Origin of the sequence: Lentzea waywayandensis, assembly GCF_900115955.1 — a bacterium.
GTDB classification, from domain to species: Bacteria; Actinomycetota; Actinomycetes; order Mycobacteriales; family Pseudonocardiaceae; genus Lentzea; species Lentzea waywayandensis.
Genome location: NZ_FOYL01000007.1, coordinates 1 through 12,782, shown reverse-complemented (window position 1 = coordinate 12,782; position 12,782 = coordinate 1). Strand labels below are relative to the sequence as shown.

Annotated in this window: 10 protein-coding genes; 7 read left to right on the top strand and 3 right to left on the bottom strand. The window is 69.1% G+C overall.

The window, feature by feature from the left end; translation table 11 throughout:
- Window positions 1-31: 31 nt before the first annotated feature.
- Complete coding sequence (locus tag BM417_RS25550) at window positions 32-2,578, bottom strand: AAA family ATPase (RefSeq protein ID WP_093599454.1); 2,547 nt, start codon at window positions 2,576-2,578, stop codon at window positions 32-34.
- 89 nt (window positions 2,579-2,667) lie between these two features.
- On the opposite strand from BM417_RS25550, the gene BM417_RS25545 reads away from it, so the two are divergent.
- Window positions 2,668-3,162, top strand: a complete 495-nt coding sequence (locus BM417_RS25545) for an RICIN domain-containing protein (protein ID WP_093599452.1) — start codon at window positions 2,668-2,670, stop codon at window positions 3,160-3,162.
- On the opposite strand, the gene BM417_RS25540 is transcribed toward BM417_RS25545, so the two are convergent.
- Both BM417_RS25540 and BM417_RS25535 read right to left on the bottom strand, forming a co-directional pair.
- Window positions 3,159-3,815 (bottom strand): potassium channel family protein, encoded by a 657-nt coding sequence (locus BM417_RS25540; protein ID WP_093599449.1) that lies wholly within the window; start codon window positions 3,813-3,815, stop codon window positions 3,159-3,161. The two genes, BM417_RS25545 and BM417_RS25540, sit on opposite strands and share 4 nt — an antisense overlap.
- Window positions 3,815-4,477 carry a potassium channel family protein gene (locus BM417_RS25535; RefSeq protein WP_093599446.1) on the bottom strand — a complete coding sequence of 221 codons (663 nt, stop codon included), beginning with the start codon at window positions 4,475-4,477 and terminating at the stop codon, window positions 3,815-3,817. Before BM417_RS25535 ends, BM417_RS25540 begins: the two co-directional genes overlap by 1 nt.
- Window positions 4,478-4,559: 82 nt before the next feature.
- Here BM417_RS25535 and BM417_RS25530 point away from each other — a divergent pair, with 82 nt between their 5' ends.
- The 6 genes from BM417_RS25530 (at window position 4,560) to BM417_RS25505 (ending at window position 12,442) form a co-directional block, all read left to right on the top strand.
- Window positions 4,560-6,545, top strand: a complete 1,986-nt coding sequence (locus tag BM417_RS25530) for an APC family permease (RefSeq protein ID WP_093599443.1) — start codon at window positions 4,560-4,562, stop codon at window positions 6,543-6,545.
- Window positions 6,542-7,747, top strand: a complete 1,206-nt coding sequence (locus BM417_RS25525) for a class I SAM-dependent RNA methyltransferase (protein WP_093599440.1) — start codon at window positions 6,542-6,544, stop codon at window positions 7,745-7,747. Before BM417_RS25530 ends, BM417_RS25525 begins: the two co-directional genes overlap by 4 nt.
- Window positions 7,748-7,809: 62 nt before the next feature.
- Complete coding sequence (dxs, locus tag BM417_RS25520; protein WP_093600628.1) at window positions 7,810-9,714, top strand: 1-deoxy-D-xylulose-5-phosphate synthase; 1,905 nt, start codon at window positions 7,810-7,812, stop codon at window positions 9,712-9,714.
- Between the two features lie 225 nt (window positions 9,715-9,939).
- Entirely contained in the window at window positions 9,940-10,581 is a 642-nt protein-coding gene (locus tag BM417_RS25515) for an SPFH domain-containing protein (protein WP_093600625.1), read from the top strand.
- Between the two features lie 46 nt (window positions 10,582-10,627).
- Window positions 10,628-11,311, top strand: coding sequence for a response regulator transcription factor (locus BM417_RS25510; RefSeq protein ID WP_093599437.1), 684 nt, complete (start codon window positions 10,628-10,630; stop codon window positions 11,309-11,311).
- Between the two features lie 3 nt (window positions 11,312-11,314).
- Window positions 11,315-12,442 (top strand): sensor histidine kinase, encoded by a 1,128-nt coding sequence (locus tag BM417_RS25505; RefSeq protein ID WP_093599434.1) that lies wholly within the window; start codon window positions 11,315-11,317, stop codon window positions 12,440-12,442.
- Window positions 12,443-12,782 lie beyond the last annotated feature (340 nt).

Here is a 12,782-nt window from a genome sequence, read left to right as displayed (position 1 = left end):
TGCCGAGGTCCGGCTCACCGCGCACATCGATTTACGCCCCTTGGCCGAACAACGCGCGCAAGCCACCCCGTCCCGTCACGCCCACAGCCGCGTAGGTCGTGTGCAGATGGTTGTCCACGGTGCGTTTGGCGATCGCCAGCCGTTCGGCGATCTCCACGTTCGTCAGCCCGGCCACGGCCAGCCGCGCGATTTCCAGCTGACGTGGCGTCAACGCGGCGAGCGTGCTCGTCACCACCAGGCCGGGCGTGGTCGCGCCGTCGAACGACTCCGCGAGCGCCGACGCCTGCCGTTCCAACCGGTCCGCGTCACGGGGCCGGTCGTGCAACCGCGACAGCCTGCTGGCCTCCGCGAGTGCCTCGGCCGCGTACAACGTGGCACCACACGCCGTGAACGCCGCCGCCACCTCCTCCAGCCCCGCCGGGTCCCGCAACGCGCGCGCCTGGGCGTGCGAGGCGTACGCGGTCGTGAGCGGATCCTTGCGTGACTTCGCGAGTTCCAGGAGACGAGGCGAGGTGTCCGCGCCGAACCGTGCGGCGTCGTGGAGCGAACCGATCTCCTCGGAATGCGCGCCGTGCGCACGAGCCAAGGTGGCGTTGTCCAGTGCAGCCTGCATCGCCTCGTTGACCCGCCCTGCGCCCGCGAGCACCCACGACCGTGCGGCCCCCACGGCGAACTGCGCGATACGCCACGCGGGCCGCAACCCTGCTTCCGCGCGTGCCAAGGCGCGAAAAGCGCGATCCGACTGCCCCTGCAACGCCGCACCGGTCGCGAACTCGGCCAGCAGCAGCACGTCCCACATCATCGGCAGCGCGGCCGGGTCCGGAACGCCCTCCGCGGTGATCCGCACCGCCGAAGCGGCCTTCCCGCGCAACCGCGCGCTCTGGCTCAGCAACACCCGAGGCGGCACCTGCGTGACCGACCAGCGGTCCTCCTCGATCAGCTCGGCCAGCGCCTGCGCGCCCCGCTTCTCCGCACCCACCAGGTCGCCACACCGCAGAGCGCTCTCGTTGCGCACACCGTTGGCCGCGCTCATCAACGACGGGAACCGCCCCGCTGTCGCCAGCACGGCCTCATGGTTGTCCTCGACCCGTGCGATGGCATCGGTGTAGCGGCCCGCGAACTGGTCGGCGAACGCCAGCACCTGCCGTCCCGCCGTCTCAGCCCAGCCGCCCTCGGCGATCAGCAGCTCACCGCCGAGCCGCGCGAACCCCAACGGCGCGGCCTCCAGCGCGAACGTCAGCGCGACGAACAGCACCGCGTGCTCCATCTCGGCCGGCAGTTCTCGTTCGGTGACGAGATCCAGCACGGTCACGGCGGCGTCCTCGTCACCGAGACCGAAGAACAGGTTGAACGCGCGCGTACAGCCGACCTGGATCACGGTCAGCATGTCGCCGCCCGCCGCCATGGTCTCGGCGAGCACTTCCTCGGCCTGTGCGCACTGACGTTGGTACATCAGCACAAGACCCAGCACGAGCCCCACGCGTGATGTCGCCCCACGCGCTATGGCGGCGCGCGAGAGCCGTTCCGCGAGCTCCCAGTCCTGAGCGGACAGTGCCTGCTCCGCCGCCCGTGCCAGCACATCCGGTGACTCGGCCGTCCCGCTGTCGAGCCGCCACGTCGCGACGCGCACCGCGTCACCGGGCCGGTCCGCGCCTTCCGCTTCCAGCCGATCGGCCAACGCACGGCGGTGCGCACGCGCCCGCAACGTCGGGCACGTCGCCCGCAGGCGCGCGCTGTAGAGCGGATGCGCGACGCGCGCGCGTCCGTCATCACCTACGCGCATGAACCCCATGTCCACGAGGTCTTGGGGAACAGGCAACAACCTGGGTTCCAGCGGTTCGCCGTACGCGAGCAGTTCCAGCGCCCGCCGCTGCGGCTCCGCGAGCCGTCCCAGCGTCAGGTCGACGAGCTCGGCGAGCCGTCCGGACAGCTCCAGCGGCCCACTCCAGTTCCACCCGCCCACGGTCTCGGTCAGCGCGCCCGAATGCCGTCCTGCGGCGACGAGTTCCTTGAGGTACAACGGGTTTCCCTGGCTGTTCGCCCACACCAGATGCCGCGTCGAGGCGTCCGCCGGTCCGCCGAGAGCCGTCGCCAGCAACGCGTCCGCGCATTCCTGGTCCAGCGCGTCGACCCCGACGACGGTCAACCCCTCCATGCCCCAGCCGGGCCGTGCGGTGCAGATGACCCGCGTCAGCCGATGGCGCACAAGATGCTGCAACACCAACAACGACGCGTCGTCGAGCAGATGCGCGTCATCGACCGACAACACCCGCCGCCCGCCACGAGAGAGATGTTCGGCGGCCGCGCGCACGGACGACGACGGCAGGATCGAACCCCGCGAGGCAGGCAGGTCGGTGGGCACGAGCGACGCGATCGCGCCGAGTGGAATCCGGGACGTGGCGACCGTGGCGTAACAACGCACCGCCGGGTGCGGCACGGCGGCGAGGGCCTCAGCGGCCAGACGTGTCTTGCCCACGCCTGGAGGGCCGGACAGCAGCACCGCGCCGTCCACGGCCAACGCCCGCAGCGCGGTCCGAAGCTCTCTCTCGCGCCCGACCAGGGGCAGCTGATCGCTCACAGGTAGTAAGTGCTCGCTTCCGATGCGCAGATACCGGACCGGACGAGCATGCCCTGTATCAGGCGGCGAGCGGCAGGCGTCGAAAGGCCATGAAACTTCTCAAGCGCAAGGCCGCGATCCTCGCCGCACTGACCCTCGTCGCCGGCGGCGTCCTCGTCACGTCCTCCGTGGCGCAGGCGCAGAACACCATCTACGTCCAGTCGAAGTTCAACGGCCGGTGCATGACCGCCGCGACCGGCCAGAACGGCGCCGGGGTCATCATGGTCGACTGCCAGAACGCCCTCACCCAGCGCTGGTACTGGGACGGGCTGAGACTGCGCAACGCGGACGGCGGCAGATGCCTCACCGCCGCCTGGGGCAACCTCGACAACGGCGCCCACCTGCAGATGTACGACTGCCAGACGAGCAACAACGCCTTCCAGCTGTTCTACCGCCCCGCCTCCACGACAGCGGAGGTCGGCCGGATCCGGTCGTGGCAGTCCGGCAACCGGTGCGTCGAGATCGCGGGCGCGAACTGGTGGAACGGCGCCTCCGTGCAGTTGTGGGACTGCCACGGAGGCGGCAACCAGTACTGGTGGGCCTAATAGCCCAAAGCGGTCTTGATGTCCTGCTCGACGGCGGCGGTGGTGACGAACAACAGCTCATCGCCGCCTTCGAGCGTGTCGTCCGGCTGCGGCACGATGACCCGTCCGCCGCGCAGGATCGTCACCAGAGCGGCGTCACGGGGCAGCGTCAGCTCCGAGACCGCGCGGCCGGCGAACGGCGTCGACTCGTCGAGCGTGATCTCCACGAGGTTCGCCTGGCCCTGACGCAACGTCATCAGCCGTACGACGTCACCGATCGTCACGGACTCCTCGACCATGGCGGCCAACAGCCGTGGCGTCGACACGGCGACGTCGACGCCCCACGACTCGGTGAAGAGCCATTCGTTCGTCGGGTCGTTCACGCGCGCGATGACGCGCCGGACCGCGAACTCCGTCTTGGCCAGAAGCGACACCACGAGGTTGACCTTGTCGTCACCCGTCGCGGCGATCACCACGTCGCACAGGTGCATGCCCGCGTCCTCCAAAGAGGACAACTCGCACGCGTCGGCCTGCACCCACTCGGCCTGCTCGACCGAGTTCGGGTCGAAGTGCTTGCGGTCGCGCTCGATCAGCATGACCTGGTGCCCGTCCGAGACGAGCTCCTGCGCGATGGACCGTCCCACCGCCCCCGCACCAGCGATCGCGATCCGCATCAGCCCTCCTCCGGTGCCTGCAACGCCGCCGCCGCGACGTCGGTGATCGTGCCGGACAGCGCCGCCACGTAGATGGTGTCGTCGGCCTGCACGACGGTCTTGGCGTCGGGCAGCACACCGGTGCCGAAGCGCATCACGAACGCCACGCGCGCGCCGATCGCCTCTTCGAGCTCGCGCACCGGCTGCCCGACCCACGCCTCGTCGACCTCGATCGGCAGCACCGCCACGGTCCCGGACGGGTCACGCCACGCGGTCGCCGCGCCTTCGGGCAACAGCATCCGCAGGAATCTGTCAGTGCTCCACGGCACCGTGGCCACGGTCGGAATTCCCAGTCGCTCGTACACGGCGGCGCGCTTGTGGTCGTAGATGCGCGCCACGACGTGCTCGACTCCGAACGTCTCGCGCGCCACCCGCGCCGAGATGATGTTCGAGTTGTCACCGCTGGAGACCGCCGCGAACGCGCCCGCGCGCTCGACACCGGCCTCGATCAGGACATTGCGGTCGAAACCGTTGCCGACGACCTGCTGCCCGTGGAAGTCGCTGCCCAGCCTGCGGAACGACTGCGGGTCCTTGTCGATCACGGCGACCTGGTGTTCGAGTCGCTCCAGAGCCCTGGCCAGGGACGCCCCCACCCGGCCACACCCCATGATCACCACGTGCACGACATGCCTCCTCAGGCGAGCTCTCCGCAGAACCTACCGAGCATTAGCCCGTCCCGGTGAGCGGACCCCTTACGCTCTGGCCGTGTCCAAGCTCGCCACCGCTGCCAAACGCCTCCTGGTCGGACGGCCGTTCCGCAGTGATCGCCTCGCGCACACCCTCCTGCCCAAACGCATCGCCTTGCCGGTGTTCGCCTCCGACGCCATGTCGTCGGTCGCGTACGCGCCGGAGGAGATCTTCCTGATGCTGTCGGTGGCGGGCCTGAGCGCCTACGCCATGGCGCCGTGGGTTGGGGTCGCGGTCGTCGTGGTGATGCTCACCGTGGTGGCCAGCTACCGGCAGAACGTGCACGCCTACCCGTCCGGCGGTGGCGACTACGAGGTCGCGACCGTCAACCTCGGCCGCAGAGCGGGCCTGACCGTCGCGAGCGCCCTGCTCGTCGACTACATCCTCACGGTCGCGGTGTCGATCTCGGCGGCCGCGGCCAACATCGGCTCCGCGATCCCGTTCGTCGCGACCCACAAGGCGGAGTTCGCCGTCGCGGCCATCGTGCTGCTGACGGCGGTGAACCTGCGCGGCATCCGCGAGTCCGGCAGCGCGTTCGCCGTGCCGGTCTACGCCTTCATGATCGGCGTCTTCGGTCTGATCGGCTACGGCCTGTTCCGCGGCCTCGTGATGGGCGACGACATGCGGGCGGAGAGCTCGGGCCTCGAGATCCACGCCGAGCAGGACCACCTGATGGGCCTCGCGTTCGTGTTCCTGGTGCTGCGGGCGTTCTCGTCCGGCTGCGCCGCCCTCACCGGCGTCGAGGCGATCAGCAACGGCGTGCCCGCGTTCCGCAAGCCCAAGTCCCGCAACGCCGCGACGACGCTGCTGCTGATGGGCGGCATCTCGGTCGTCATGCTGATGGGTCTGATCATCCTCGCCCAGCTCACCGACGTGCGGATGGCGGAGTTCCCGCAGCAGCAGATCACCAACGCCCCTGAGGGCTACGAGCAGAAGACGATGGTCGCGCAGGTCGCGCACGCCGTGTTCGACAACTTCCCGCCCGGCTTCTACTTCATCGCCGGCGTCACCGCGCTGATCCTGGTGCTCGCCGCGAACACCGCGTTCAACGGCTTCCCGGTGCTCGGCTCGATCCTCGCCCAGGACCGCTACCTGCCGCGCCAGCTGCACACCCGCGGCGACCGGCTGGCGTTCTCCAACGGCATCGTGTTCCTGGCCGGGTTCGCGGTCGTGCTGGTGATCGCGTTCGACGCCGAGGTCACGCGGCTGATCCAGCTCTACATCGTCGGTGTGTTCGTGTCGTTCACGCTGAGCCAGCTCGGCATGATCAAGCACTGGCACCGGCTGCTCAAGACCGAGACCGACGCCCAGAGCCGCCGCCGGATGCGGCGCTCGCAGGCGATCAACACGTTCGGTCTCGTGATGACCGCGACCGTGCTGGTCATCGTGCTGATCACCAAGTTCACCAAGGGCGCCTGGATCGCCATCGCCGCGATGGCCGCCATCTACGCGTTGATGACGGCCATCCGAAAGCACTACGACACCGTCGCCGAGGAACTGCGCAAGCAGGAGCGCGTGCGCACTATGCCCGCGCGTAACCACGCGATGGTGCTGGTGTCCAAACTGCACATGCCGACGCTGAGGGCGTTGTCCTACGCCAAGGCCGTGCGTCCGGACGTGCTGGAGGCCGTCACGGTCAACGTCGACGACGGCGACACCCGCAAGCTCGTCGCTGAGTGGGAGAAGGAGAACTTCAAGATCCCGCTGAAGGTGATCGAGTCCCCGTATCGGGAGATCACCAAGCCCATTCTCGACTACGTCAAGCGCGTCAAGTCGGACAACCCGCGCGACGTTGTTACCGTGTTCATTCCCGAGTACGTGGTCGGCCACTGGTGGGAGCAGCTGCTGCACAACCAGAGCGCGTTGCGGCTCAAGGGAAGGCTGCTTTTCCAGCCGGGTGTGATGGTGACCAGTGTCCCGTGGCAGCTCGAATCCTCGGTGAAGGTCAAGGACAAGGACGTCATCGCGCCCGGCGCTGTTCGAAGGGGACTTGACGACCGATGAGCACCACCAAAGAAGACTGGACCGGACGCAAGTTCGAAGTAGAAGTGGGGCCTGTCGCTCACGGCGGGCACTTCGTCGCACGGCACGAGGGGCGCGTTCTGTTCGTGCGTCACGCGCTGCCCGGCGAACGCGTTGTGGTGTCGGTGCACGAGGACAACGGCGGCTCGTTCTGCCGTGCGGACGCCGTGGAGATCCTCGAGGCGTCACCGGACCGCGTCGAGGCGCCGTGCCCGTTCAGCGGGCCGGGGATGTGCGGTGGTTGCGACTTCCAGCACGTCTCGTGGGACGCGCAACGGGAGCTGAAGGCCCAGATCGTCCGTGAGCAGCTCTCCCGCCTCGCCAAGATCGAACGCGACGTGGTCGTGGAGGCGCTGCCGGGCGGCCCGCTGGAGTGGCGGACCCGGATCCGGATGGCCGTCGACCGTGACGGAAGGCCGGGTTTCCGCGGCCTGCGTTCCCACGATGTGATCCCGATCGACCACTGTGTGATCTCCCGTCCGGGCATGGTCGAGGCGGTGGCCGACCGTAAGTGGCGGGCACAGGAGCTCACGATCGTCCAGGACGGTGACGGCAACCGTCATGTGGGTGAGGTGCGCGGCCGACACACCGTGCGACGCGCCGGAACCGGTACGGCCGTCGAGACCGCCGCCCAACGAAAGTGGCGAGTTTCGGCGGATGGTTTCTGGCAGGTCCACCCGGCCGCCGCGGACACGTTCGCCACGGTCGTGGGGGAGTGGGCCGCGGCCAAGCCGGGGCAACGCGCGTGGGACCTCTACGGCGGTGCGGGGCTCTTCGCCTCGGTGCTCGGACGACAGGTCGGCGAGACCGGATCCGTGCTGGTCGTGGAGTCTTTCCCCGGTGCGGTGGAGGACGGCCGGCGCAACCTGCGCCGCATGTCCCAGGTCGAGTGGGTGGCGGACAAGGTGGAACTCGCCGTGACGCGCAAACTGCCCGTGGAGAACCCTCACGTCGTGGTGCTCGACCCCCCTCGCAAGGGGGCGGGCAAGGTCGTTGTGGCTGAAGTCGCACGACGCCGTCCCGGGCGGGTCGTCTACGTGGCCTGCGACCCCGCCGCACTGGCCCGCGACCTGGCCGAATTCACAGTTCAGGGGTACCGGCTCGCGGAGCTGCGGGCGTTCGACGCGTTCCCCATGACCCATCACATGGAGTGCATCGCCCTGCTCGTCCCTGAGACGAGCTGAGGCAGCGTCTCAGTCGCGTCTCCGTAGACTGAGCCGAAGTCTTCAGGAGTGAGGTGGGCGTGGTGACCCTGCTGGAGTCCGTGCACGGACCAGCTGATCTGAAACGGATGGACGACGCGCAGCTGAAGCAGCTGTGCGACGAGATCCGGCGTTTCCTGGTCGACAAGGTGTCCAAGACGGGCGGGCACCTGGGCCCGAACCTGGGTGTCGTCGAGCTGACCGTGGCACTGCACCGGGTCTTCGACTCGCCGCAGGACCCGATCGTGTTCGACACCGGTCACCAGTCGTACGTGCACAAGATCGTCACGGGCCGCCGCGACGGCTTCGACCGGCTGCGCAAGCAGGGCGGCATGTCGGGCTACCCGTCGCGGTCGGAGTCCGAGCACGACGTGCAGGAGAGCTCGCACGCCTCGACGGCGCTGTCCTACGCGGACGGCCTGGCGAAGGCGAAGCAGATCAACGGCGCTCACGGCCACGTGGTCGCCGTCGTCGGCGACGGCGCGCTGACCGGCGGCATGTGCTGGGAGGCGTTGAACAACATCGCGGCGGACAAGACCCGTCCGGTCGTGATCGTGGTCAACGACAACGGCCGCTCGTACTCGCCGACGATCGGTGGTCTCGCGGACCACCTGTCGTCGCTGCGGCTGCGCCCCGGCTACGAGCGCGTGCTGGAGAAGGGCAAGAGCGCGCTTCAGCAGACGCCGTTCTTCGGCAAGCCCCTCTACGCCGCCCTGCACGCCGCCAAGCGCGGCATCAAGGACGCGCTGGCGCCGCAGGCGATGTTCGAGGACCTCGGCCTCAAGTACATCGGCCCGGTCGACGGCCACGACATGGCGACGCTGGAGTCCGCTCTGCAGCGCGCGAAGTCGTTCGGCGGCCCGGTGATCGTGCACGCGGTCACCCGCAAGGGCATGGGGTTCGCGCCGGCCGAGAACCACGAGGCCGACCAGATGCACGCCACCGGCGTCATCGACCCGATCACCGGCGAGGACGTCAAGCCGTCCAGCCGGACCTGGACGCACGTGTTCTCCGACGCGCTGGTGCAGGTCGGACGCGAACGTTCCGACGTCGTGGCGATCACCGCCGCGATGCAGGGGCCCACCGGTCTCGACCCGTTCGCCAAGGCGTACCCGGAGCGCTTCTTCGACGTGGGCATCGCCGAGCAGCACGCGCTGACCTCCGCCGCCGGACTGGCGATCGGCGGTCTGCACCCGGTCGTGGCCGTCTACGCGACGTTCCTCAACCGCGCGTTCGACCAGTTGCTGATGGACGTGGCGCTGCACAAGCAGGGCGTCACGGTCGTGCTGGACCGGGCCGGCGTCACCGGACCGGACGGCGCGTCGCACCACGGCATGTGGGACATGTCGATCCTCGGCGTCATCCCCGGCGTCCACGTGGCGGCGCCGCGTGACGCCGGAACGCTGGTCGAGGAACTGCGCGAGGCCGTGGCGATCTCGGACGCGCCGTCGGTGATCCGTTACCCGAAGGCCTCGGTCGGCCCGGACCTGCCCGCGTTGGAGCGCGTGGGTTCCGTGGACGTGCTTCGGCGCTCGGGCAACGACGTGCTGCTGGTGACGGTCGGCGCGTTGGGCGGGCTTGGTCTCGAGGCCGCGCAACGGCTGGAGGACCAGGGCATTGGCGTGACGGTCGTCGACCCGCGGTGGATCTACCCGATGTCGGTGGACCTCGTGGAGATGGCCGCGTCGCACAAGCTCGTGGTGACGGTCGAGGACGGTGGCCGGCACGGTGGCTTCGGTTCCTCTCTCGCGGCCGCGTTGCGCGACGCCGACGTCGAGGTGCCGTTGCGCGACATCGCTCTGCCGCAACGGTTCCACGACCACGGTGAGCGTGGCGAGGTGCTGGCGTTGTGCGGCATCACCGCGCAGGACGTCGCACGGCGCGTGACGGAGTGGGCCGCTCGCCTGGAGTGCCTGCCCGTGGAAATCGACGCGCCCGCGGACAAGTAGTTCGGCTAACCTCCACCTCGCGCCGCCTTCTGCGGCCCGGCAGGACTTCCTCGCCGGGTTCCGCGATCGGGGTGGCGCAGGGGCGCTGTAGAGGCACCAGGTTCAATTCCTGAACGCCACGACCCCGGTCGCACCAGGGGATCTCCGGCTCTGCGAGTCCTTTCCGGACTCCCGCCGGACGTCCTGCCGACCGGGGTCGTGGTCTGTCTGGACGAGGTGGAGACGATGAAGCACACGTTGTACCCGTGGGAGCGGGGTGTTCGGTTCGATCGCGGTGTTCTGGTGGGTGAGGTGGAGCCCGGCCAGCACAAGTTCCCGCGGCACGTCGTGCTGCACCGTGTCGACGTTCGTCCGCGCTCACTCACCCCGGCCGCACAGGACGTGCCGACCTCTGACGGCGTGCTGGTCCGTGTGACCGTTGTCGTGCGGTGGGCCGTGTCCTCGGCGACGACGTTCGTGGTGGCGTCCGCTGGGCCTGAGGCTGAGCTCTACACGGCCGTGCAGCTGGCGTTGCGCGGTGCGGTGCTGACGCGCGCACACTCTGCCGTTGACGCCGAGCGTGACGCCATCGCTGCCGAGGTGCTGGCCGGTGTGGCCGCGCGGGCTGCCGAACTGGGTGTATCGGTCTCCGATGTGGCCGTGCGCGATGTCGTCATGCCTGGGGAACTGCGTCGAGCCGCCTTGGCCGAGCTGGTGGCGGCGTCCGAGGGACGTGCGGCGTTGGAGCGGGCACGCGGGGAGACCGCTGCGCTGCGGTCGTTGCTGAACGCGGCCCGGCTGGCCGAGGAGCACCCGGCGTTGCTGGAGATTCGTGCGCTGCAGACCGCCTCCACGGTCGTGGTCGATCGGCCTGCGCGCAGGAAGTGAAGGTGTCGTTAAGCGCCTTCTCAGGTGAATGTGGCACCTTTGAGGCGTGCGGATTCTGGTAGTCGAGGACGAGGCGCCTCTGGCCGACGCGATCGCTCGCGGCCTGAGGCGCGAAGGCATGGCCGTGGACGTCGCCTACGACGGCGAGAGCGGGCACGAGAAGTCGACCGTCACGCGGTACGACGTGGTTGTGCTCGACCGCGACCTTCCCGGGATGTCCGGCGACGAGCTGTGCAAGGAGATCCTCAGCTCCGGCGCGCTCACCAGGGTCATGATGCTGACGGCGAGCGGGTCCATCGAGGATCGCGTGTCCGGCCTGTCGCTGGGCGCGGACGACTACCTCGCGAAGCCGTTCGCGTTCCCCGAGCTGGTCGCGCGCGTGCGGGCGCTGGCCCGGCGCGCGACCCCGGCGACGCCGCCCGTGCTGGCCGCGCAGGACGTGGAACTGGATCCGGCGCGACGCACCGTGTCGCGCGGAGGGCAGCCGATCGAGCTGACCCGCAAGGAGTTCGGGGTCCTCGAGGTGCTGCTCGCGGCCAAGGGATCGGTCGTCAGCAGCGAGGAACTGCTTGAGCGCGTGTGGGACGAGAACGCCGATCCGTTCACCACGACCGTGCGCGTCACCGTGATGACGTTGCGCAAGAAGCTGGGCGAGCCGGGCATCATCGACACCGTCGTGGGCTCGGGCTATCGGGTCCCCAGTGCCTCGAACGGCTCTGCAGAGGACTGACCTGTGCGACGACGCGGGCCAGGACTGCGTCTCCGGATCACGCTGCTCACCACCGCGCTCGTCGCCGTGGTGAGCGCTGTCCTGCTCTTCCTCGGCTGGACGCTGGTCGGGCGGGTCTTCGACTCGTCGCCGTCGTTCCCCTCCGACACCCAGGTCACGGTCGACGGCGTCAACGTCACCGTGAAGGTGCTGACCGACGCGTTGACCGCCACCGCGCGTCAGGACCTGCTGCGCGCCGGCTTGATCGCGTTCGCGTGCATGGTCGTGGCCGCCGCTGTCCTGGCGTGGACGTTCACCGGCCGTGTGCTGAAGCCTCTGCACGACGTGACGGGTGCCGCTCGCCGGTTGTCGGCGGAGTCGCTGGGGTCGCGGTTGCGGCTGGAGGGTCCGCGTGACGAGGTCGCCGAGCTCGCGGACACGTTCGACTCGATGCTCGACCGGCTGGAAGCAGCCTTCGACTCGCAACGCCGGTTCGTGGCGAACGCGTCGCACGAACTGCGCACTCCTCTCTCGGTGGTGCGCACCGAGCTGGACGTGACTCTGTCCGATCCGGACGCCGACGTCGAAGAGCTGCGACGCATGGCCGGTGTCGTGCGCGCGGCGGGGGAGCGTGCCGAACAGCTGGTGTCGGCGTTGCTGCTGCTCGCACGCACGGACGGGATCGGGCTCGCTGTCCGTGAGCCGGTCGACCTGTCCGCGGTGGTCGAGTCCGCGTGGAAGGCGACACGGGCCGAGGCCGAGGCACGCAACCTGCGCGCGGTGTTCCGGTGCGTGCCGGCGCTCGCGGTCGGGGATCCCGCGCTGCTGGAGCGCATCGCCGGCAACCTGCTGGAGAACGCCATCCGGCACAACCACGTCGGCGGATGGATCGAGACCGCGGTGGAGACCGGGCCGCAGTGGTCGGTTCTACGGGTGTCGTCATCGGGTCAGCTGATCCCGCCGGACCGCGTGGAGGAGCTGTTCGAGCCGTTCCGGCGCGGGGGCAAGGACCGGACCAGCCAGTCCGGCACGGGTCTCGGGCTGTCGATCGTGCGTGCCGCGGTGGCAGCTCACGGCGGGTTTGCGCAGGCAGTGGCCGTGCCGACCGGTGGTCTGTCGGTCTCCGTGCACCTGCCGAGCGCACCTCACTGAAGCTGGATACAAGATTGTCGGCGTGGCCCCGGTCACACTGTGCGTCGATCTTGGCGGGTTTGGGCCGTCCGCGTGGTCTCTGACCTGCGGTTACGCCGTTAGGGACCCCCGATTTGGATCTCGTGGGGGGCCCGTGTAAATTTCTCCATGCCAGCACGGAACGGGCCGGGAAACACAGCCGGAACGGAGTGCGGCGAAAGACTTCTAAGCCTGACACAGCCCCGGAAGTGACTCTCCTCGGAGATTAGCTGCGGTGTGCGCGTGTTCTTTGAGAACTCAACAGCGTGCCGAAACACAGCCAGTAATATATGAATTACCTCCTCGTCGAGGTAGTTCCTTT

Coding starts and splice junctions, on each gene's coding strand:
- BM417_RS25545 (WP_093599452.1), top strand. CDS start 2,668: ATGAAACTTCTCAAGCGCAAGGCCGCGATCCTCGCCGCACTGACCCTC.
- BM417_RS25540 (WP_093599449.1), bottom strand. CDS start 3,815: ATGCGGATCGCGATCGCTGGTGCGGGGGCGGTGGGACGGTCCATCGCG.
- BM417_RS25525 (WP_093599440.1), top strand. CDS start 6,542: ATGAGCACCACCAAAGAAGACTGGACCGGACGCAAGTTCGAAGTAGAA.
- BM417_RS25515 (WP_093600625.1), top strand. CDS start 9,940: ATGAAGCACACGTTGTACCCGTGGGAGCGGGGTGTTCGGTTCGATCGC.